Annotated in this window: 15 protein-coding genes and 1 pseudogene; 5 read left to right on the top strand and 11 right to left on the bottom strand. The window is 71.3% G+C overall.

Annotated elements, in window-relative coordinates; genetic code table 11:
- Positions 1 to 2: 2 nt before the first annotated feature.
- From GTZ93_RS01945 to GTZ93_RS01925, 5 genes are all read right to left on the bottom strand, one after another.
- A complete protein-coding gene (locus GTZ93_RS01945; RefSeq protein WP_139922004.1) occupies positions 3 to 4,718 on the bottom strand; it encodes an alpha-2-macroglobulin family protein in 4,716 nt (1,571 codons plus the stop codon).
- Entirely contained in the window at positions 4,715 to 6,319 is a 1,605-nt protein-coding gene (locus tag GTZ93_RS01940; RefSeq protein WP_167547791.1) for a hypothetical protein, read from the bottom strand. The genes GTZ93_RS01945 and GTZ93_RS01940 overlap by 4 nt, the downstream gene beginning before the upstream one ends.
- Positions 6,316 to 6,948, bottom strand: a complete 633-nt coding sequence (locus GTZ93_RS01935) for a DUF1175 family protein (RefSeq protein ID WP_139922007.1) — start codon at positions 6,946 to 6,948, stop codon at positions 6,316 to 6,318. Before GTZ93_RS01935 ends, GTZ93_RS01940 begins: the two co-directional genes overlap by 4 nt.
- A gap of 30 nt (positions 6,949 to 6,978) precedes the next feature.
- A complete protein-coding gene (locus tag GTZ93_RS01930) occupies positions 6,979 to 7,887 on the bottom strand; it encodes a DUF2135 domain-containing protein (RefSeq protein WP_139922009.1) in 909 nt (302 codons plus the stop codon).
- 248 nt (positions 7,888 to 8,135) lie between these two features.
- The gene (locus GTZ93_RS01925; RefSeq protein ID WP_120580812.1) at positions 8,136 to 8,543 is read right to left on the bottom strand and encodes an arsenate-mycothiol transferase ArsC; all 408 of its coding nucleotides are present in this window, start codon (positions 8,541 to 8,543) and stop codon (positions 8,136 to 8,138) included.
- 208 nt (positions 8,544 to 8,751) lie between these two features.
- Here GTZ93_RS01925 and GTZ93_RS01920 point away from each other — a divergent pair, with 208 nt between their 5' ends.
- Positions 8,752 to 9,675, top strand: coding sequence for a TerC/Alx family metal homeostasis membrane protein (locus tag GTZ93_RS01920; protein WP_161662620.1), 924 nt, complete (start codon positions 8,752 to 8,754; stop codon positions 9,673 to 9,675).
- 3 nt (positions 9,676 to 9,678) lie between these two features.
- Here GTZ93_RS01920 and GTZ93_RS01915 read toward each other — a convergent pair whose 3' ends face one another.
- Positions 9,679 to 10,494 carry a hypothetical protein gene (locus GTZ93_RS01915; RefSeq protein WP_139916447.1) on the bottom strand — a complete coding sequence of 272 codons (816 nt, stop codon included), beginning with the start codon at positions 10,492 to 10,494 and terminating at the stop codon, positions 9,679 to 9,681.
- Positions 10,495 to 10,602: 108 nt separating this feature from the next.
- Positions 10,603 to 12,870, bottom strand: a complete 2,268-nt coding sequence (locus GTZ93_RS01910) for a PAS domain-containing sensor histidine kinase (RefSeq protein ID WP_139916456.1) — start codon at positions 12,868 to 12,870, stop codon at positions 10,603 to 10,605.
- A gap of 396 nt (positions 12,871 to 13,266) precedes the next feature.
- On the opposite strand from GTZ93_RS01910, the gene GTZ93_RS42090 reads away from it, so the two are divergent.
- Entirely contained in the window at positions 13,267 to 13,974 is a 708-nt protein-coding gene (locus GTZ93_RS42090; protein WP_167547776.1) for a hypothetical protein, read from the top strand.
- 63 nt (positions 13,975 to 14,037) lie between these two features.
- Here GTZ93_RS42090 and GTZ93_RS01905 read toward each other — a convergent pair.
- The 3 genes and pseudogenes from GTZ93_RS01905 to GTZ93_RS01895 all read right to left on the bottom strand — a co-directional run.
- Positions 14,038 to 14,451: pseudogene (locus tag GTZ93_RS01905) on the bottom strand (thermonuclease family protein); the annotation flags it as partial.
- Positions 14,452 to 14,471: 20 nt separating this feature from the next.
- A complete protein-coding gene (locus GTZ93_RS01900) occupies positions 14,472 to 16,166 on the bottom strand; it encodes a lamin tail domain-containing protein (RefSeq protein WP_306464180.1) in 1,695 nt (564 codons plus the stop codon).
- Between the two features lie 12 nt (positions 16,167 to 16,178).
- Positions 16,179 to 18,203, bottom strand: a complete 2,025-nt coding sequence (locus GTZ93_RS01895; protein ID WP_180946028.1) for a hypothetical protein — start codon at positions 18,201 to 18,203, stop codon at positions 16,179 to 16,181.
- 192 nt (positions 18,204 to 18,395) lie between these two features.
- Here GTZ93_RS01895 and GTZ93_RS01890 point away from each other — a divergent pair, with 192 nt between their 5' ends.
- Positions 18,396 to 19,169, top strand: a complete 774-nt coding sequence (locus tag GTZ93_RS01890; RefSeq protein WP_139916443.1) for an alpha/beta hydrolase — start codon at positions 18,396 to 18,398, stop codon at positions 19,167 to 19,169.
- A 10-nt stretch (positions 19,170 to 19,179) separates the two neighbouring features.
- Positions 19,180 to 19,758, top strand: a complete 579-nt coding sequence (locus tag GTZ93_RS01885; RefSeq protein WP_257979061.1) for a DUF2378 family protein — start codon at positions 19,180 to 19,182, stop codon at positions 19,756 to 19,758.
- A 3-nt stretch (positions 19,759 to 19,761) separates the two neighbouring features.
- Here the strand turns inward: GTZ93_RS01885 and GTZ93_RS01880 are convergent, their stop codons facing one another.
- Complete coding sequence (locus GTZ93_RS01880) at positions 19,762 to 20,922, bottom strand: ATP-grasp domain-containing protein (protein WP_121758153.1); 1,161 nt, start codon at positions 20,920 to 20,922, stop codon at positions 19,762 to 19,764.
- Between the two features lie 129 nt (positions 20,923 to 21,051).
- On the opposite strand from GTZ93_RS01880, the gene GTZ93_RS01875 reads away from it, so the two are divergent.
- The gene (locus GTZ93_RS01875; protein ID WP_158616640.1) at positions 21,052 to 21,198 is read left to right on the top strand and encodes a hypothetical protein; all 147 of its coding nucleotides are present in this window, start codon (positions 21,052 to 21,054) and stop codon (positions 21,196 to 21,198) included.
- Positions 21,199 to 21,275 lie beyond the last annotated feature (77 nt).

The raw sequence follows: 21,275 nt of genomic DNA, 5'->3' as shown, positions 1-21,275 counted from the left end.
GGCTACAGGTCACTCACGGACGTCTTCGAGGGCACCACCTTCAACACGTCCGACGCCGTGCGGCCCCGGATGCGCGCCGAGTACATGTCCTCGATGGTCGCGGGCGGCGCCGCGAACGTGCCCGCGAACTGCGCGCGCATCACGTAGCCCACCGTGCGCGGGCTGTCGCTCCACCACGCCGGCTCCTCGAAGAAGAACGTCGCGTGCGAGGGGTCCAACTGCCGGCGCTTGAGCGCCTCCGGAGCCAGCGGCAGCGAGTGCGGCGGCCCGCGGAAGGACTTGTCCTCCTGGAGCGGAACGAAGCCCGCCGGCACCGCGTCCTCCACCACGTAGTACGCCGAGCGCGCCCGGTTCTCCCCGCGCGCGTCCAGCGTCAGCTCCACGTAGACCTCTTCGCCCTGCGTCACCTGCACGCCCGCCTCCAACTTCACCTTCCCGCCCTCGCGCAGCACGTAGTACGCGCGCTCCACGGACATGCCGTTCACGCGCGGCTGCACGTCCTTGAGCGGCGTCATCGCGGCGGCGCGCAGCGTGGCCACACCGTCGAAGCCACCCACGTCCACCGTGCGAGTCCCCGCCGGCAGCGTGGCCACCAGGCCCATGCCGCGCGTCGTGAACTTCACCGGCGCCGAAGCGCCCTTCACCTCCGGCGGCGCCATGCCCTTGAACGCCTTCGCGTCGCGCTCCACCAGCCAGAGCGAGTGCAACAGCGCCGTGCTCCGGTCGAAGGTGGACAGGCCCGGCTCGCTCAGCATCTCCAGGATGCGCTTGCGAGCGCGCGTGACATCCAGCGACCCGAACGACGCCGCGTGCGCGGTGATGGCGGTGAGGCCCACGCGCCGCAACGGGAAGCGGTAGAACGCCTCGGACATCTCCGCGTCGCTCCGGAGCCCCGCGAGCTTCGCGAAGCCCTCGCCGCTCTCCTTCACCAGCCCCTGGATGCGCCCCTGGAGGCCGGGCTCCTTCATCACGCCCGCCTTCTCCGCGGCCAGCACCGCGAGCGCTAGCGGGTACAAATCCCCCGGCTTCGCGGCCTCCACCAGCGCGCGCACCCGAGCCGCCTGACGCGGCCCCTGCAGGCGCGCGAGCACGTAGGCGCGCGTCGCGTCGTACTCCGTCGACAGGCCCTCCTGCGCCTCCAGCCACTTCGCGCTCTCCTGGATGCGCGCGTCGTCGCGGTCCACCAGCCCCGCTTCGGACGCGTACGCCAGGCCGTCCAGCGCGATGAGCGTGAGCGGCAGGCTGGGCTCGCTGTAGCCTCCGAACCAGGTGAAGCCACCGCCCTTCACCGCGAGCCCCAGGATGCGGGCCGTGCCCTGCACGGAGCGGCTGCGCGCCTCCGCCAGCAGCGCCTGCGAATCCGTGTCCAGCTTGTCCAGCGCGCCCGCCTTCTGGAGCACCTGGTACACCGCCACGTTGGGCACCGTCGTGGAGACCAGCTGCTCCAGGCACCCGTACGGATACGTGAGCAGCTCGCGCACGCTGGAGAGCGCCGCGTCCACCGTGGACGGCTGGAGCACCAGCTCCACGCGCGTCAACGCGGACGCCTCCGGGGCCTCCAGCGCCAGCGCGCCGCCGCCCCACGCGCTCACCTGCACCGCGTCCTCCACGGCGGCCGGGGCCACCTCGAAGCGCTTCAGGTCGCGCAGCGGATCCTTGCCGCCCACCACGTCCACGGAGAGCTGCGCCGGGCCCGTCTTCGACGCGTGCAGCGTCACCGGCACCACCTGCTCGCCGCCCTCGCCCAGCTCCACCTTGCGCTGGAGCGCGTCCGCCTGGAGCGCGCCGCCCGGCTGCAACCGCACGTCCAGCACCTGGCTGCCCTTGGACTTCGTCCCCGCGGCCAGCCGCACGGACGCGAGCGCCTCGTCGCCCTCGCGCAGGAACTGCGGCAGCGCCGCGTAGACGTTCAGCCCGCCGCGCGTGGCGAACTCCGCCGTGCCCTCACCGAAGCGGCCGGACGTGTCCGCCGCCACCGCCGTCACCACCCACAACGTCTGGTTGGAGGGCAGCGTGAAGCGCACCGTCGCGCGCCCGTCCCGGTCCGTCACCACCGCGGGGACCCAGTGCGCCGTGTCCTTCTCCAGGTCCTTCGCGCTGCGGGTGGGCGGCTTGATGGACGCGAACGCGTGGTCGGGCAGCCCCGCCATCTTGCGCGCCAGCTGCTCGCCGTAGCCGTAGCCCTGGAACTCCGCCGAGTAGAAGTTCGTCACGTTGTCGCGCGCCGGCGGATAGAAGAAGTCCAGCACGCCAGGGCGGAACTCGGACTGGATGGCGTAGACGGCCTTGTCCACCACGCCCACGGACAGCTGCGCGGACACGCCGTTGCCGTCGCTATCGGTGACGCGCACGTCGATGGCCTGCTCCGTGAGCGGCAGCGCCTCCGCGCGGCGAGGCTGCAGCGCCACCGTGAGCGTGCGCTCCTTGGGCACGATGCGGAACGCCACCGTGCGCTCCTCCCAGCGGCCCGTCGCCGTGGGGTACGCCACGGACGCGTACACCGCGCTGCCGAAGCGCTTCTCCACCGGGAAGGAGTGCACCAGCGTGCGGCCCTTCAACCGCACCACCGCGGTGCCGTACAGGTTCGCGCCTGTCAGCGTCACCCACACGGGCCCTTCATCCTTGCCGCTCTGACCCCAGCCGTCCGGCATGAGCGCCACCAGCTTCGCGCTGTTGCCCGGCTCCAGCGTGCCGGACAGCGACGCGAGCGTGAGGTTGGGCACCTGCGCCACGGGCTCGTCCGCGCCGCCGATGACGAGCAGCGACTCCTCGCCCGTCCATTCCTCGCCCTTCTTGTCCTTCACCGTCACGCGAGCAAGCACCCGGCCCACGTCCGTGGTGGGCACCTTCTGGCGCGACGTGCCGTCCTGCTGCGTGGTGAAGGTCTGCGTGCCCAGCGTCTTCTCGCTGCCGTCCGCGCGGACCAGCACGAAGTCCACCTCGCCCGTGGTGACGCCGTAGCCCTTGCCGGACAGCGTGGTGGCGCGCACGGACAGCTGCGCGTCCGAGCCCTTCTGCACCACCGCGTCCGAGAACCGCGCCACGCCCAGCACCTCCACCTTCGACAGGAAGAAGGCGGCGGTGCCGGTGGCGAACGTCTCCTGATCATCCCGCGCGCGCACGGTGAGGCTGTAGCGGTACGGCAGCCGGTCCTCGCCCGCGCCGAGCGGGGGTACGGCGACCTCCACCTGGGCCTCGCCCTCCGCGTCGAACTCGCTCGCGGAGGACCACGGGTCGCCCGCGGCCTGGCGCTCCGCGATGGACGAGTACAGCCGCTCCGGCACGCTCAGCTTGCCCTCGCTGCTGGAGGCGGAGCCGTACGTCACCGCGCTGCCCTGGCCGCCGCGGCCGGAGTCGTCCACCCACGCGGGCGCGTCCAGCAGGCTGCGGTAGAGGAACACCTCGTACTTCGCGCCCTTGGGAACGCCGCCCGCGTAGCGGCGCGCGCGCACCGTCACGCTCACCGTCTGGCCGGGCACCACCGTCTCCGACGCGGGCTGCACCTCCAGGTAGAACGTGGGCTTCACGTAGTCCTGCACGCGCGCCTCGCCCTGGTGGGGGTGCTCGTCCAGGTCCGCCTCGATGCGCAGCACGCCCGTGCCCAGGTCGGCCGGCACCTTCAGCGTGCCGTTGAACGCGCCGAACTCATCCACCGCAGCGCGAGTGACAATCTCGCGGCCCTCCTGCGACATCAGCTTCACGCGCACGTCGCGCTTCTTCGGCGTGAAGAGCCGCGCGAGGAACGTGTCCGGCTGACGGACGAGCCCGCGGAACTTCACCTCGTTGCCCGGCTTGTAGACGGGCCGGTCGCTGTAGATGAACACGTCCGGCGCCACCGCCAGCGTGGAGTAGAAGTCCGTGTCCACGATGGCCGTGTCCTTCCCGGACGTCACCGTCGCGATGATGCGCGGCTCCGTCACCGCCAGCGTCACCTCGCCCTTGTCGTCCGTGGTGCCCGCGGGGCCCTTGCCCGTGGGCAGGTACACCTGCACCTGCGCCTTCGCGCGCGGCTGCTGATCCCTCCCCGCCACGCGCACCAGCACCTGTCCGTCGGTCTGCTTGAGCTGCACGGTGACGTCGCTGACGACGAGCACCACCTGCCCCTCCACCCGGCCCTGCACCAGCTGGAGCACGTAGGTGCCCGCGGGCAGCGGCGCGAGCAGCACGCGGCGCTCCTGGAAGCCGCTGCTGCTGTCTCCCGTGTCGAAGCCCGGCACGTTGAAGTCCCGGTTGGCGCCGCCCAGGTCCAGGTTGAGCCACTGGCTGCGCACCACGGAGAAGCCCGGCGGCGTGCCCACCAGCTTCTCCGGCCCTTCCGCTACCTTCGCCAGCGGCTCGCTGGACGAGGACTCTCCCGGCGGCGGAGGCAGCGACGTCCCCACCTCCTGGCGGAAGTCGGGCGACAGCGCCTCCATCAGGACGATGCCCGGCGAGCGCACCGCGTTGAGGCCGCGGCTCAGGCCACGGCCCGGGTTGAGCAGCGTGGGCGGCGTCTCGTACGCGCGCCGCAGGTCGCCCTGCGCGCGGATGAACGCGTCCAGGTTCGCGGGCTGGAGCACGCGCAATTCGACGGGGCCCTTGTCCTCGAAGGCGACGTCCACGGCCACCGGCTCACTGCTGCCGTAGGAGCGCGGGACGGTGATGTAGAGCGGCTTGGCCAGCGCCACGCCGGACAGCAGGAGCGCGGCCAGGGCCGCGAAACGAACGGAGGTCTTCATGTCCCAAATCCTTCCGACGCCATGACGTAGCCCTGCGCGTTGCCGCGGAAGCCCAGGTACGGCAGGGCCTCCAGGTCGCGGCGGGCCGCTTCGATTTCAGGGGGCAGCGCCTTGGGCAGGGGCGACGAGCGGTCCACGCGCGCCTCGGACGTGTAGCCGTCCATGGCGAGCCCGCTGAGCAGCCGCCCCAGGTTGACGCCCAGCAGCACCGAGGAGGGCGCGCGCAGCCCCGCCACCACCGGGCCCGCGGCGTTGAGCATGTTGGGCGCGCGGCCTTCGCACGCCTTCTTGAGCCGCTCGACCTCCTGCGGGCTCGTGGCCAGCACCACGTGCTTGCACAGCGTGGTGCTCACCAGCGTCCGCGCGCCGCCGGAGAACAGCGCGTTGATTCCCTCCGCGTCCTTCTCCTCGCCCCACAGCAGGGCCAGCTCCGGCTCCATGGACGTGCTGCCGCGCGGCGTCCACGCCAGGGCCACCTGGCGCTCGCGCAGCGGGGCCCGGCTCTCGCCCTTCCAGAAGGCCTTGAGCTGCGCGGGCTCCAGCGACTCCGGCAGCATGAACCGGAACGCGAACAGCACCGGCGTGTCCTCGGGCACCAGCTTGAGCAGGTCGTCGGAGAGGGGCTTGCCGGTGGTGACGTACGTCCCGCTGACCTTCCCGGCGATGCCCTTCGCCACCAGCCGGTCGCCCTCCACGCCCAGTTGGAGCCGCGTGTCCTCGCCCAGGCCCAGCACGTGGGTGAAGAGCTGCGCCTCGCGGCCGTAGGCGTTCGCGTCGAAGCCCACCTCCACGTCCACGCCGATCTCCCCATCCAGCTCCGGCGGCGCCGTGCACAGCGCCTGGAGCACCACCACCGGGTGGCGCGACAGCACCAGCCGGTCCGCCGAGCGCGCGGCCCACACCGTCTGCTCGGCGACGAGCCAGCGCGACAGGTGGAAGCCGCCGTCAGGCACCTTTCCCGAGCTGGCAGGGGGGCAGCTGTCCGCGACCATCTCCCCGCGCTTCGCCACGGAGTCCAGCGCGTCCCACGCCGACTGCGACGTCTTGTTCGCCTTCGGCACGATGAGCGCGGGCGTGCCCACGCGCGCGTCGCCGGAGAACCACACCGTGCGGAACGGCGTGTCGAGCAGCTGCCCGACGACGACGTCCAGCACCGCGCCCTTGAAGGACGCCTTGAGGTCGGTGCCGGTGGAGCCCAGGAACGCGGCCCAGCCGCTCGCGAAGCCCTGGCCCAGCGGCTTTTCCCACTGCGCCTTCAACCACGCGTTGCGCGCCAGCGCGTCGCGCACCTTCGCGGGCGAGTGCACGTCCACCCAGATGGCGGGGAGCGCCGTGGCGCTGGGCACATCCATCTTCGTGGGCTCGGAGGACACCTCCGGCATGCCCTCCACGGTGGCGCCCGCGGATGGCGGCCCCTTGGGCTCACCCGAGGAGAAGGCGGGGCCGGAGCCGCCGCCACCGCCGCTGCTCTTGCGGCCGATGACGAAGGCCCCCACGCCCACGCCCACGACGATGGCGCCGATGAGCGCGATGCGCACGGCGGACGAGGGGCCCTTGCCTCCGCCTCCAGCGGGGGGCGGCGGGCTCACGGGAGACGTCATGACATCCACTCCTTGAAGCGGAAGAAGCCGAGGAAGGAAGCGTTGGCCGGCACGGGGCGCCACTCCAGCGGCGCCTCGGTGGCGAGTGAGTCCAGGATGCCGGTGCGCACGCGCGCTCCAGCCTCACCGGGGTGGTAGACGACGCGCGCGGGTGCATGGGCCCGGTCCTCCGGGCGCACCACGAGCATCAGGTGGAAGACGGGGCCCGCGTCGTGCTCCTGGCGGAAGGCCACCACGTCCCCGGTGCGAAGCTGCTCGCGCGCATCCACGCCCCGGCCCAGCGGAACGAAGCTGCGGCTGATCAGCGTCTCCGCGTCCGCGAAGTCGGAAGGTCCGCCGCGCGTGTCCTTCCACAGCGGAGAGGAGAGGCGCTCGGAAGCCACGCGCCGGTACGCCGTGCGGTACGCGTAGCGGATGAGGCCCGCGCAGTCGCGCTGCGCCGGCTGCCACGCGGCGTCCGGAGCCTTCACCTGCGCGAGCGCCACCTGCGCGACCTCCCGGCGGAGCAGCCGCGCGCGAGTCTCCGCGGCCACGGGCTCCGACGCGATGACCGCGCCTTCACGCACGGGGGCCGTCCCGGACGGAGCGGGACCCGCGTTCAACAACAACGTGAGCATCAGGACGCGCATGGCGGGGCCGGGCCGGGAGCGCCGGTCGCTTCAGTAGCCTTCGTCTCCCTCGCCGCCACCGCTGTCACCACTCTTCTGGAGCTCCTTGACCGCCTCCTCCAGATTGGTGGGCCAGCCGTTCCCCTTGGGCTTCGGATCCGCGGACGGCACGTACACCTCCGCCTGCCCGTCTCCCAGGATGTTCACCCACGCGAGCACGCGCGTCGTGCCCGGCGTCGCCAGCGGGATGCGCACGCGGCGGCGGACCTCGCCCGGCGTGCCTTCAAAGAGCGCCAGGTTGAGCGTGGCCACCGTGTGCGCCTTGTCGCCGCTGGGCCAGTAGTTCGTCGCCACCAGGTACACGCCCGTCGGCGGCGCGCGGTGGATGTAGAGGTACGGGCCGTATGCCGGCTGGTCGAAGTCGCCGCCCTGCTCGTTGAGGAAGAACGTGCCGCCGGACGGGCTCTCCGTGTTCGCCCAGTACACGTGCGCCATGGACGTCACGTCCAGCGTGTCACCCGCGCTGCTCGCGTCCGTGGGCTCGTAGATGTGCAGGTCCGTGTAGACGCCGTCCGTGTCGCTCGTGAGGATGGCCTTGAGCGGCACCGAGGGCACCTGCGCGTAGCTCGTCGCCTGCGCGCGCGCCGTGCCACCCTTGTTGGTGGCCATCACCGTCACCACGTTCTTGCCGCTGGCCGCGGGGAACTTGCGGCTGAAGCGCCCCCCTTGCGTGCGCATCAGGTAGCGGTCGCCGTTGATGGACACGACCACCGGATCCACCGAGGGGTCGCTCACCGTGCCTTCGATCTTCAGCATCCGGTCCACCGTCCACCCGCCGGACGGCGCGCTCAACACCACCTTGGGAACCGTGTCGCCCCGGCCAATGGGCACGCCCTGCTGGCGGGCGGAGACCGACGGCGCCGTCTGCGCGAGCAGCCCGGCGAGAAGGACGGAGAGCATGGTGGAGCCTGCGAACCTGAAGGTGAGCTGCGCGAACCGCGTGTCCGCGAAGGGACACAGCGTGCGGCAAGCCCCTACCCCTTTTCAAGCCACCTGGCCCCCACCGGCGCCAAGGCCCGGGAAGCCCCCCCGCCGCGACGCTGGACGTCGCGGCCTTCTCCTCCCCTCCTCGCGAGTCCGTCCGCCCGGCCTACGAGCCCGGACACCCACGGTCACGCGTCAGAAGGGCCCTGCTGCGCCGCACCCGACTACGCCGGGCGTTCCCAGCCGTGGCGGTTCACGAAGTCCGACACCATGGCGGCCGTCGTGTCGCGGATCTTCTCCACGTCCGCCGCGGACTTGCCCACCGTGTCCTCCATGGGCCAGTCCTCGCGCTTCTGGTCCGTCACCGACGGCGCGTCCGGCAGCCCGCCCAGCGTCACCAGGATCTGCGCGCTGTTCGCCAGCTCCGGAGTCAGGCGCTGCGGCTTCGCGTCGCCCAGATCCACGCCCATCTCTTTCATGGTCGCGAGCACCTCGGGATGCAGACGCTCGGCCGGCTGCGTTCCCGCGGAAATCGCGCGCGCCTTCGCCGGGTCCGCCAGCAGGTTGAAGAAGGCCGCCGCGATCTGCGAGCGACCCGCGTTGTGCGTACAAGCGAAGATGACCGTGTTCATCGCACCGCCTTTGGAGTGTTGATAATCATGATGTTCCTGGGCTTCCTGGGAAGTATCACATCCTGAGTGGGGAAGAGGACAACGCTCGCCCTCGCCCATCACGTCCCCCTGACAAGGGGTGTCATGACGACGGATATGGGTAGGATTTGACTCCGCGCGAACCCTTCTCTCGGTCGCAAGCCGGGGGGATGCCTAGGTTGGTGGGGTCATGCAAAGCACCCCTTCCTGGGCCTGGGTCGTCTTCTGGGCGCTGCTCCTGGCGCTGCTGGTGGTGGACCTGCTGGCGCACCGGGGAGGGCGGGGGCAGTCGCGGCGCGCGGCGGTGCTGTGGAGCATGGCGTGGGTGGGGCTGGGGCTGGGCTTCTGCGGCTTCGTGTGGGTGACGCTGGGCAGTGAGCGCGGCCACGAGTACCTGGCGGCCTGGCTCATCGAGAAGAGCCTGAGCCTGGACAACGTCTTCGTCTTCCTCGTCATCTTCCGCAGCCTGAACGTGCCCCAGCGCCACCAGCACGAGGTGCTCTTCCTGGGCATCTTCGGCGCGCTGGTGTTCCGGGCCCTGTTCATCTTCGTGGGGGCGGCGGCGCTGCAGCGCTGGGGCTGGGTGTCGTACGTCTTCGGCGCCATCCTGCTGATCACCGCGTGGCGCGTCTTCCGCGAGGACCCGTCGAAGCAGGAGGACAACCGCGTCGTGGGATGGCTGTCCAGGAAGCTGCCGGTGACGGACCAGGTGGAGGGGCCGCACTTCCTGGTGAAGCACCAGGGCCGCAGGCTGGCCACGCCGCTGCTGCTGGCGCTCGTGGGCCTGGAGGTGACGGACATCCTGTTCGCGGTGGACTCGGTGCCGGCGGCGTTCTCCGTCACCACCGACACGTTCATCCTCTACAGCTCCAACGCCTTCGCCATCCTGGGGCTGCGCGCGCTCTACCTCGTCATCGCCGGGGCCGTGGGGCAGCTGAAGTACCTGCACTACGGGCTGGCGGGGGTGCTGGCGTTCGCGGGCGTGAAGATGGTGGTGGAGACGTGGGTGCACATCCCGCCGCTCCTGTCGGTGGCCATCATCGTGACGGTGATTGGCGGGGCGGTGGGAGCGAGCCTGGCGCACCGCCGGTCCGTGCGCCAGGTGGAGGCCTGACGCTCAGGGCGTGGGCAGGCCCGCGGTGCCGCCGACCATCAGGGGCTTCGACAGGAGCTGGTCGAACGTGGGGTTCGCCGCCTTCGTGATGCGCGCCGCGTGCTTCTTCAGGAGGGAGGCGTTGGCATCCTTCACGTCCTTGCCCGAGGCTGCCTCCAGCTGGGTGATGTACTTGCGCAGCCCGGCGCGGCGCTGCTCCAGTTGCAGCCGCTCCGCCTCGCTGAGCTTCGGGTCCTCCAGCTGCGGCGCAATCGCGGCGAACTGCTCCTCCAGGAGCGCGATGTTCGCGGGGTCGGACGGCTGGGACACCGTCGCCACGCCCGCGTCCGGCGCGGCCACGGGCTCCGGATACACCATGGCGGAGAGGCGGCCGAACTCCTGGGGCGACATGCCCCGCGCCTCCAGGTTCAGCAGGAAGGAGGCCTGGGCCTTGCCCAGCATTCGCATGGAGGCGCCCGCGGCCCGGAGCTTCGCGCTGCGGGTTCCGCCGGTGAGCTCCTTGCCGTACTTCTCGACGTACTCCAGGGACTCCTTCTGGAGCACGTCGTAGGCGGGCAGGGTCGCCTCGCGCACCGCGAGGTAGGCCTCCAGCCGCGCCTCGTCCAGCTTCAGCACCTTGCCCGCGTCAGGCGGCTGGAAGGGGAAGCGAGCGTTGAGCTCCGCGGTCTTCAGGGCGCGCTCCTGGGACTTCATCAGCGTGGCCACGCCGGCGCCGTCCATCTGGCGGTCCGCCCAGTACCCGGTCGCGACCAGGCCTCCACCCACGAGGAGCAACCCGCCGACACCCAACCCCAGCCCGAGGATCCACTTCTTGTTCATGGCGCCGCTCCGCTCTCCTTCCGGAAGGCGGGGCCCGCCCGCCGCCGGAGCCCCTTTGCTACCCGGGCCGTCCCTGGAGGGCAAGCGCGCCCGGGAAAGGCAGCCCTTTCAGTCCCGGGCGGGCGGCCGGCGGGGCAGGTGCACGAGGAAGGTGGTGCCGTCCTGGGCGGAGGAGCGCACGCGCAGCCGGCCGCCGTGCGCATCCACGATGTGCTTCACGATGAACAGCCCCAGCCCCAGCCCGTGGGCGTTGTTGCGGTGGCCTTCCCGGAGCTCCGCGCGCTTGAGGGGTTCGAACAGGTGGGGCATCAGGTGCGGGGGAATGGGGCGCCCCTGGTTCTTCACCGCGAGCGTCACCGTCCCCGGCTGGCCGCGCAGCCGCACGCGCACCGGGCAGTGGGCGTCTCCATAAGCGAGCGCGTTGTTCACCAGGTTGGTGATGACCTGCGCCAGCCGGTCCGGGTCGCACCACAGCCGGGTCCCTCCCCGCCCGTCCACCTCCAGGCGCCGGTCCGGGTGGGCCTGCTGGACCTCGTCCACCACCTGGCGCACCAGGTCCAGGAGGTCCACCTCGCGCGGGTCCATGGGGATGCCGCCGCCCAGCCGGGCCTGGGTGAAGTCCAGCACGTCGCGCAGCATGCGGTGCGCGCGCTCGGCGCTGGAGAGGATGCGGGCCACGGCCCTCTGAACTCGCGGGTCGGAGTCCTCGCGCCTGGCCAGCGTCGTGGCGGCCATGGTGATGGCGGAGATGGGGTTGCGCAGGTCGTGGCCGACGATGCCGATGAGCAGCTGTTCGAACTCCGCGCGGCGCTTCGCCTCGGCTTCCGCCTCGTGCCTGCCGGTGACGTCCTGCATGGCGCCCACCATCCGCACCGGGCGGCCCTGGAGGTCCTTCACCACGCGGCCCCGGTCCTCGACGAAGGCCCATGTCCCGTCGCCCCGGCGCATCCGGTACTCGGCCACCCAGTGGCCCTCGTGGCTGTCGAGCGCCGCCTGCAACCCCCGCGTCACCCGCTCGCGCTCGTCGGGGTGCAGGCTGGCCGTCCACCACGCCGTGTCCATGACGGGCGGCCCCCGGGACGTGTCCAGCCGCAGGACGCGGGACGCCGATTCGCTCCAGTGGATTTCATCCGTCACCAGGTCCCAGTCCCAGATGATGTCGCGGGTGGCCAGGGTGGCCAGCCGGTAGCGCGTCTCCGACGCACGCAACTCCTGCTCCGCCCGGCGCCGCTCGGTGATGTCCAGCGACACGCCCGACACGCTCACCACGCGCCCGCCCACGTCGAACACCGGCAGGAGGCGGACCTCGAACCAGACGCCCATCAGGTACAGCTCCGTGGACAGCCGCTCCCCGGCCAGCGCGCGCAGGATGACCTCCAGCACGTCCCGCCGGTCCCGGAACACGTCGAAGACGGAGCGTCCGTGCATCACCCGGGAGGGCACGGACGTGGACGTCACGCCCTCGCCCTCGAAGAGGGTGAACACGCCCTGCGCGTCGAAAGCCCACAGCACGACGGGCAGCTGCGTGAGCACGCGGTGGACCTGCTCACGGGCCTCGTCGCGCTCCTGGCGCAGCGTGCGCGTGGTGGTGATGTCCGTGGACACGCCGCACAGGGCCCACGACTCGCCCTGCACCACGCCGGGCAGGGGGAACTTCATCGTGTGGTAGAGGTGCGTCCCGTCGGGTTGGAGCACCTCCTCATCGAAGACGAGCGGCGTCTTCGCCGCCAGCACCCGGCGGTCGTTGTAGCGGAAGCGCTCCGCCGTCTCCCGGGGGAACAGTTCCAGGTCCGAGCGCCCCAGTACCTCCTCGCGCTCGTGGCCGGAGATGGACTCGAAGGGGCGGTTGATGAAGAGGTACCGCCCGTTGGCGTCCTTCGCGTAGATGGCGGCCGGAGCGTAGTCGAGGATCTCCTGCAGCCGCCGCTCGCGGGAGCGCAGCGCCTGTTCGTGCTCGTGGACGTAGTGGGCCACGGCTTCCGTCAGGCTCCGGTCCAGCGCGCGCCACAGCGTGCGCAGCTCGTCCGTGCCGAGCGGCCGGTGGGACACATCCAGCACCTCGAGGATGGCCTCGCGCAAGAGGCCGTACTCCTCCACCAGCGTCTCCACGCGAGCGCCGGCCTGGAAGCGCCGCAGCCCGAACTCCCGGGCATGGGCCCAGACCGCGCCCGTGGACCACGTCTCCACTGCGCCCTGACGGAGGACGAGCACCAGAGCGTCCACCAGCTTGAGCATCCCCTCCAGCCGGTCCTGGAGATCCGAGGAGCTGCCTGGGGGATGAGACCCCAGCCGTGCGCCCCAGCGCCGGAGGATGTCCTCGCGCCGCGCCTCCACCAGGTCCGCGAGCGAGTCCGTCGTGGAGGCGACGGGGTTCATGCCGGCGCCCCGGAGGCACCGGTCGGACAAGGCAGGCCGCCTGCTGTGGGAAGAGTGAATGGCACCGTACCCCTGCTCCCGGGACAAGGCTGGAGTGGGGGGAAGATGGACATCCCGCGTCACGAAATGGATGGGGCCCGCGGGACGGGGAGGGGTGGGTTGCCCACCTCTGGGATTGAACCCTGGGACATGGCGGGCAGCCATGGGAGGCCTCCGTGAACCGCTGGGCGCCGTCAGGGTCCTGGGGGAGACTGACTCCCAAGAACACGGGAGGCAGCAGGTCATGGCATTCGCGGAACGCAGGACCGGCGGGCAGGGCGCGCACACGCTGGCGACGGGGCGGTCGCCCCCGAGGACGTGGACCCGAGTACACGTCCAAAGGGGCGAGGGCCGGTCATGAGCACGACCCAGGCAGTGGATCCACTGGAGTCGCTGGCCCGGGGCCCCGTGCGCAGCGTCTGGGAGGTGCTGGAGGCGATGAGCACCCTCATGCGCCGCCGCAACGAGGGCCTGCCGCTGAACCTGCCGCAGGTGTCGCTGTTCCTGCGCAGCGGGCGCGAAATCACGGGGCTCGTCCGGGAGTACGGCGAGTTCCGCCAGGGCCGCGGCGTGCTGCTCATCACCTCCGGGGGCTACGGCTCGCGCGGGGAGAACCTGGACGTGACGTTCGTCCCGGACGGCGTCATCGAGGCGCTCACGCTGCACGACGCCACGGTGCTGGACACGCCCGCGAAGTCGATGCCCGAGTCCTCGCCCATGCACCTGCGCCGCCACCTGCCCGCGCTGGCCGACAAGCTGTCCACCGCCTGGGGCACGAAGGTGACGGCGGAGTTCGGCACGGCCGCGGAGCTGGAGCAGGAGGCCCACATCCAGCCCCTGGCGTGGCTCGTCGAGCGCACCGGCGAGGTGCTGGCCAAGCTGGCCACGACACCCGACGTGGGCGACGTGCTCCGGGAGCGGGTGCGCAGGGTGCGGCTGTCCGTGGGGGACGACTTCGGGGCGAGGCTCTCGGATGGCACGCTGGCCCTCACCACGTCGCGCCGCCCGGCTGCCTGGCCGCTGGAGTCGGAGCTGGCCCGGGCGGTGATGGACACCTTGCCGTAGGGTGGACGCTGGCGGGCGCCGTCCCCGGGGACACGGCGCCGGGCAGCGACCCCACAGGCCCCGGCGTGCGCGCCGGGCCTCCAGCTCCAACGCTTCGAACTCGCCGCGCCGGGAGGCTCCTGCCGGCGGGATGAACAAAGTGCACGCGTAGCCCCGTTGCACGAGCAGCGCGTTCACGTCCTGGCCGTCCACGGACACGTAGGCGAGCCGCCGCCCGTAACGGTCCGTGCACGCCTCCGCGTCCCGCAGCCGCACCGTGCGGCCCTCCACGAGCGAGCGGTTGAACGCCGTGGCCTCCTCGCCGAAGCAGTCGTCGTGCCCCTTCGTCGTCTCCGGGGTGTCGGCCAGCAGGTAGCGGATCCGCTCGCCGTCCTGGAGCACCACGGTGTCCCCGTCGATGACCTTCGTCACCACGCCCGTGCTCGGACCGCACTCCCCTTCCCCGCCACCACAGGCGGACAGGACGGTGAGCAGCATCCATCCCACGGCAAGCGTCCTCATCGCGTGCAAGTGCGGTTCTCCCGACCCGCGGTGCCCCGGTCGCCCGTGCCGTAGGTCACGCCGACTGGAGTGGGACAGAAGGCCCCGGCCGCGTCGTTGCCGGCGGCGTCCCTCACGCGCGCATCCAGCTGCGACGACACGCCGGCACTCGCGGCGCTCGTGAAGGCCACCGAGTCCAGGACGGTGCCCTGCGCCGACAGCTTGAGGACATGGGCCCCCGCGCTGTTGCCCAGGCCGAACGCGAACGTGCCGAGCACCGAGGGCAGCCCGCCATTGAGTGAGGCGTCATCGCCGCGCGCGAGGACCGCGAAGCCTCCGGCCTTCATTGACAGGCACAGTGGGGACTCCAGGACGGAGCTGCCCGACTCGTTGGCGAGCGTCACTCCATTGAGGTCTACCTCGCGCAGCGCGAGCACCTCCACCCATTCCCCCTGCGCATCCGGGACGGCGGCGGGGTCGGCCATGAACTCGGTGAGCACCAGGGAGCCCACGGTGGGAGTTCGGAGCGCACGGGTCTGCCCCGTGGTCCGGTCGATACAGCCCGCCTGCGCCGTGCCCGCGTCCGTTGCTGTGCACACGCGATTGGTCCGTCCCGGCGTGCCCAGGTTGCCCTTGTCGCCGTAGGCCTCCGTGGCCGCGCACCAGGATGCAGTGACGTCGTTGTTCTTCGCATCGCTGGCGAGCGGCGCGGACACCTGGGTGGCCACGCCGTCCTGGGACGGGCCATACAGCGCGCTGTCGATGAGCACGCTTCCCGCACGCACGGCGACCACACCGCCCGCGTTGCGCAGGTCCACGGAGAACGTGGCCAGCGGCTCCGGCAGGCCGCCGTTCACCTCCGGCTCCCGTCGGCGCGCGAGCAGCGCGGACTCTCCGGCGGCGAGGGACAGACAGCGCTCCGACTCCAGGCGAGTACCGGACGTGTCTGTTCCCACTGTCAGCCCATTGAGGTCCACGGGCACGGTGGCGCGGACCTCCAGCCACTCGCCCACGGTGTCGTCGCCTCGCGGGTTGGCCATCACCTCGGTGATGATCAGTTCTCCGGGTCGTGGGGACTGGACCTCCCGGGGAGAGACCGCGCCCGGTGGCAGGCACGTCGCTCCGGAGGTCACTCCGCCATCCGGCAGCGAGGGGCACGGCGCGTTCGCGACGCCTGGACTGCCCGGCGCATCGCACCAGCCCGACAGGCCGGCATGAGTCCGGGCCAAGCCCGACTTCGCAGGCGCTTCGAGCACCACCGAGTCGAGCACGCGCGTCCCGCACCGCAGACCCAAGAGCCCCGCGCTGTTCCCCAGCGCGCCGAGCGCATCCCCATAGGTCTGGTCCACATGCTCGGGCAGCGCGCCCTCGCGCACGTCGCCCAGCACGACGAAGGCGCCCGCGTCCACCGGCAGGCCCGTGGTGAACGTGTAGACCCGCTCCTGTGCCGCCTCGTCGCGTGCGGTGAAGAGCGTGACGCCCAGCAGGTCCACGGTCTCCCCGGTGGGGTTGTGGAGCTCCACGTACTCCTTCCCCGTGTCCGAGCCCACGGGGTCGTTGAGGTACTCCGTGATGACCAGGTCCCCCGGCAGCAATGCCTCACAGGCCGCTGGCTCTTCCTCCCACATGGGCAGTCCGCACGCCGCCATCCATCCCAGCACCCATCCCAATCCCAACCGCACGCCCCATCCCCGCACTGCCCAAGCCGCCACACTCCGCTCCCTTCAGAACCGCGTCTCCACTTCCAGCGCGAACAGGTGCCGAGGCGCATCCGGCGGCGTCCGGGCCCCTCTCGCGTCCTTCAAGTCCACGACCCACGCGTACCGGGCCCGTGTCGTCACGGCGTCCGCCGTCCAGCTCACATCGAGCGTGGCCCGGAACACCTGCTCCAGCCGGTTGCGCGTCGACAGGTCCTCGTCCTTCCACACGGCGCGGCCGCGCAGCCTCACGGCATCGCAAGGCCGCACCTGCGCCTCCACCACCGCATGCGCGTCCTCACGCACGCCCCGGTTCACCGGATCATCCACGCGGGCATGCGCGTACTGCACGGCCACGCTCACGGCGTCGTGCAGCTCCGCCTTCACCCGGGCCGTGATGCGCAGCAGCGACCCTGAACAGGGGTCCTCGCCCGAACCGTCGAAGCAGTCCCCCGCCACGCCGACGTCCTTGTCCCGGTACTCGGTCCACAGCGACGGTTGGAACAGCGCGTGCGCCCGCCAGTCCACCCGGGCCGAGGCCCGCAGGTTCACGGTGCCGGCACTGCCCACCGCCGCGCCGTCGGCGGGCAGCGTCCACGCATCCACCTCACCGCGCAGCCGCAGCGTGCCCTCCACGCGGTGCAGGTAGCGCACGCGAGCGCCCACCTCATTTCGCGCCCGTGAGCCCTCCAGTTCGTCCGGGCCGGACATCGCGCCCGTGTAGGGATTGGCGAAGCCGCGCCCGTAGGCACGCAGCGACAGCTCCAGTTCCTTCGACGTGCCTGCCACCACCGTGCGTTGAAGCGCGCCGTAGCCACCGCCTCCGCCCGACGCCGAATCGAACGTGCGCGCCGCTTCCACGAAGAGGTCGACAGGTCCCAGCCCCCATGCGCCATCCACGCCCACCGCGCCGAAAGCACCGCCCGCCGGGTAGCCCGCCGTGGAGCGGAAATCGAGCGCCGCGCCATCCACGCTCCACACCGGCCGCGCGCCCCAGGCCGTCACTCCAACCTGTGCACGTCGGGTCCACGCCATCGCCGCGTGACCGCCTCCCGCCCACTCGTGGAACACGCCGGGCAGCGCGCGCGACACCACGCGCCCCATGGGCGATCCCGTCCCCTCAAGCCACACCGCTGGCGCCTTGCAGGCAGAGCCCGCACAGGACGTCCGCTCCATCAGGGCATGCGAGAGCAGCGAGCGGGACTGATACGAACCGAAGCCCGTCACGGACACGCCCGAGGAGGTCCGCACCGTGCCCACCACGCCCCGGAAGCCTTCGTCCCACTGGAAGTCTGGCGTCACGTCCGCGTCGCGCTCCTCGGGGGTGCAGGCGCCTTCTCCCAGGAAGCACCAGCGCTCCACATTGCTCGGCACGCGCACGGCATCATCGGGCAGGAAGCCGTCCGGCGTGGGAAGTCCGGTGGTGTCCAACGTGAGCCGCTGCCCGAAGCCCAGCCGGTACGAACCCACCAGCACGGAAGCCCGCTCGCCCGTCCACTGACCGTGGAACTTGGGCACGACCACCGACACACCGGGCGCCTCCGCCACCAGCGCTCGCCGGTTCGCATCCCGGTGCACCGCGCCCAGCCGGCGCCGCGTGAGGGACGTGAGCAGGCCCACGCGCCAGCCCTCCGGCCCCGCCACTCGCACCTGGAGCGCCAGTGGAGGAAGCACCGGATCCGACGCGGCGAACGCCGTCAGCAGCCGCGCATCCCCCGTCACCCGCTCCGGCGCCGAGGTCGTCAGGAAGGGCGCCAGCCGTCGCCGCTCCTCCTGCGTCAGCGTCCCTGAAGCCTCGAACCCATCCACGCGCGCGTACGTCAGCCCCGGCAACGCATAGAGCGAGGCGCGCGACGCATGCGCCGGATCCACTCCCGAGCGCCGCAGCACCAGCAGCGCGGACAGCGTCTCCGCCGTGATGGCGCCGTCCTCCCTTAACGCGAACAGCGCCTGCTCTCCCGTGTCCTCGGGGTCCACCTCATAGGTCGCGCCGAGCACCGTGAAGGGAAGACCCAGCAGGAACAGCCACACGCAGACGAGGACGGAACGCACGCGGCGGGCCCTCTGCACGAGCGGGACCACCCTTCCCTACAGCGAAGGCACGACGCGCGGTCCATCCCTTCCTCGGACCCGCCGTCCAGGCCAGGGACGGCGGTCCACGCTTGCCGCGTCGCGTGGGGCGGTGCGGCTATGCTGCGGTGACATCCTCGCGAGGCCGGTCCCGTCCGGCCCCAGAAACAGCGCATGGGCTACGTCCACATCCTTCGCCACTTCCCCTCTCCCCAGGAGGGCTTCAACCGCACCGTCCGCATCTACACGCCGGACGCCTACGACGCCCAGCAGGACCACCGCTTCCCGGTGCTCTACATGCACGACGGGCAGAACGTCTTCGCGCATCCGGAGTCCGCCGTCTTCGACACGTGGTGCGCCAACCGCGTCGCGGAGGAGAGCGTCCAGGCGGGACGGATGGAGCCGTGGATCATCGTCGCGGTGGACTCGGGCCCCGGCCGCTTCCAGGAGTACTCGCCGTGGGACGAACCGCGCAACGGCGTGTCCGCGCGAGGCGAGGCCTACGGGCGATTCCTCGTGGAGGAGCTCAAGCCGTACATCGACCGGACGTACCGCACGCGTCAGGGCAGCCAGTGGACCGGCGCGATGGGTTCATCCCTGGGCGGGCTCATCTCGCTGTACCTGGGATGGAAGTTCCCGCGGGTGTTCGGGCGCATCGGCGCGCTGTCGCCCACGGTGATGTGGAGCCAGGGCCGCCTGTTCGACGCGTGGCGCGAGCACAGCCAGCGCTGGACGCGCATCTACCTGGACGCGGGCGCCACGGAGTCCATCCACGCGGGCGGCATCCCCCTGGACTACGGCCGGGGCACGCGCGACTTCTTCCACCACCTCAAGGGCCTGGGCTACGGAGACCACGAGGTGTCGCTGGTGCTGGAGCCCGGCGGCGAGCACCACGAGAAGGACTGGCAGCGCCGGCTGCCGGGCGCCATGCAGTGGCTGCTCGGGTGAGTCCTCTTCCGTGACACGACGGCCCCGCTCGGTGCCGCCCGAACAGCGGCAGGTCTATGTGCAGGTCGTGGAGGGCCTCCTCCAGCACGGCCTGAGAGGCCAGGTGTCCCCCCGCCTGCGGGAACGGCTGCGTCAGGCAGGCGTGGACCTGGACCGGCCGCTGTTGCCGCTCTACCCCGTGCCGCTCTGGGCGCGGTGCCTGGAGATCGTCGTCGAAGAGGTGTACCCGGGCCTGCCGCAAGCGGAGGGCTTCGCCCGGCTCGCCCGGGCACACGTGGAGGGCTACGGGGCCACGCTGCTGGGGCGCGCGGTGATGAGCGTGATGCGCGTGCTGGGCCCCCGGCGCATGGTGCAGCGGCTGCCGGAGGTGCTCCGCGGCACGGACAACTACACGGAGGTGACGCTCGTGGAGCGCGGCCCCACGCACTTCGAGCTGCACTTCAACTCGAGCCTCAAGGGGCCCGGCTACGTGGAGGCCCTCTTCGAGGCCCTGCTGACCGCGGGCGGCGCGAAGGCGCCTCGCGCGACGAAGCTGTACGACGACGGCGAGCGCACCGAGTACTCGCTCACCTGGACGCAGGAGCCCTGAAGCTCACGTCGCCTGGATGAAGCGCACCGCGTCCTGCATGGATTCCGTGTCCGTGTGGCGCGTGAGGTACATCTCTTCACCCAGCAGCGAGTGGTAGATGGGCGGCAGCTCACGGTGCACGAGCAGCGACTTGCCCAGCCGTTCGACGATTTGCGCGTGGGAGTGCTTGTAGCGGCGGCCGTGACGGCGGGCGCTGTGGCATACGTGGTGGCGCGGCGTGTACTGGAAGTCCGCCACCGGGTCGCCCGTCACCACGCGGGCATAGAGCCGGTACACGTCGATGTCGCACGTGTAGTTCATCATGTCCGTCATGAAGCCGCCGGGCGGGCGCAGGTTGGCCTCCAGCACGACGAAGCGGCCATCCGGCAGGCGGAAGAACTCCAGGTGGAACCAGCGCTCGCGAAGACCGAACGCGGCGACGACCTGACGGCCCAGCACGTCGAGCGCGGCGGGGATGTTCTGGAGGCTCCAGAAGGAGATGTCGCGCCGTTCGGTGACGGTCTCCATGCCGCCGTCGCTGTATTCGTGGCTGAGGTTGAAGACGATGACGCCGTGGCGGTCCACGATGCCGTCGTAGGTGACGATGGTGCCGCGCACGAAGGGCTGCGCGACATAGGACGTGGGCAGCGGGTGCGCGAGCGCGGCGTCCACCTCCGCGTCACTGGCGACCTTGAACGTGTGGGCAGCGCCCACGCCCACGTCGGGCTTGAGTACGAGCGGATAGCCCACGCGGGCGGCGAACTCCTTCACCTGGTCCGCGTCGCGCACGCGCAGCAGGTCCGGGTGGGGGACGCCGGAGGCATGGAAGACCTCGGCCATGCCGGACTTGGAGCGCAGCTTGAGGATGTCCGAGGGCTGGAGGCCAGGGACATGGAAGTCCTCGCGCAGGCGGGCTTCGACTTCGAGCCAGGACTCGTTGAGGGACTCGATGCGGTCCATGCGGCCGTGGCGCCAGGTGAGGTAGCCGGTGGCGCGCAGGAGGGCGTCGTAGTCGGTGAGACTGGGGACGAAGAAGTATTCGCGAAGGGACTCGCGAAGTTCCTGGCGCAGGGACTCGTAGGGGGTGTCGCCAATGCCCAGCACGGTCACACCGCGCTCGCGCAGCGCGGTGGCGAAGTGGAAGTACTGGGAGGGGAAGTGGGGGGAGATGAAGACGAAGTTCATGGCTCCTGGCGGGCGAGTCCTCCGCTGGGGTGGACCATAGCGGCCCCGCCCGCGCCCTAGAAGCCCGCTGGGGAACAGTGTCCACCAGCGGCACTCGCACGGAGGGCTTGCGCCAGGAACACTCGCTGCATGGCGGAGGATTCCAAGGCGTTCGCACAGGCGCGCGAGGCGATGGGAAGGCACACCATCCCGGAACTCATCGACCTGCTGGAGAGCGAGGACGTCCGCACACGCTTCCTGGCGGAGATGTGCCTGAGGGACGCGACGTCCACCTGACTCCACTTCCAGCCCGCGGGTCCGCGGGCCGAAAGGGAGGCAGCGGTGAAGGAATGGCGCGACTGGTGGGCCGCGCG

Source organism: Corallococcus exiguus, from assembly GCF_009909105.1.
Lineage (GTDB): Bacteria > Myxococcota > Myxococcia > Myxococcales > Myxococcaceae > Corallococcus > Corallococcus exiguus.
Note: the sequence above shows the minus strand (reverse complement) of the source record. Positions and strands in the feature narration are given on the sequence as shown.

Bases quoted from the DNA above. Each gene is read 5' to 3' on its own strand.
- GTZ93_RS01880 (WP_121758153.1), bottom strand. From the start codon at position 20,922: ATGAACTTCGTCTTCATCTCCCCCCACTTCCCCTCCCAGTACTTCCAC.
- GTZ93_RS01940 (WP_167547791.1), bottom strand. From the start codon at position 6,319: ATGACGTCTCCCGTGAGCCCGCCGCCCCCCGCTGGAGGCGGAGGCAAG.
- GTZ93_RS01935 (WP_139922007.1), bottom strand. From the start codon at position 6,948: ATGCGCGTCCTGATGCTCACGTTGTTGTTGAACGCGGGTCCCGCTCCG.
- GTZ93_RS01890 (WP_139916443.1), top strand. From the start codon at position 18,396: ATGGGCTACGTCCACATCCTTCGCCACTTCCCCTCTCCCCAGGAGGGC.
- GTZ93_RS01930 (WP_139922009.1), bottom strand. From the start codon at position 7,887: ATGCTCTCCGTCCTTCTCGCCGGGCTGCTCGCGCAGACGGCGCCGTCG.
- GTZ93_RS01910 (WP_139916456.1), bottom strand. From the start codon at position 12,870: ATGAACCCCGTCGCCTCCACGACGGACTCGCTCGCGGACCTGGTGGAG.
- GTZ93_RS01920 (WP_161662620.1), top strand. From the start codon at position 8,752: ATGCAAAGCACCCCTTCCTGGGCCTGGGTCGTCTTCTGGGCGCTGCTC.
- GTZ93_RS01925 (WP_120580812.1), bottom strand. From the start codon at position 8,543: ATGAACACGGTCATCTTCGCTTGTACGCACAACGCGGGTCGCTCGCAG.
- GTZ93_RS01915 (WP_139916447.1), bottom strand. From the start codon at position 10,494: ATGAACAAGAAGTGGATCCTCGGGCTGGGGTTGGGTGTCGGCGGGTTG.
- GTZ93_RS42090 (WP_167547776.1), top strand. From the start codon at position 13,267: ATGAGCACGACCCAGGCAGTGGATCCACTGGAGTCGCTGGCCCGGGGC.
- GTZ93_RS01875 (WP_158616640.1), top strand. From the start codon at position 21,052: ATGGCGGAGGATTCCAAGGCGTTCGCACAGGCGCGCGAGGCGATGGGA.
- GTZ93_RS01945 (WP_139922004.1), bottom strand. From the start codon at position 4,718: ATGAAGACCTCCGTTCGTTTCGCGGCCCTGGCCGCGCTCCTGCTGTCC.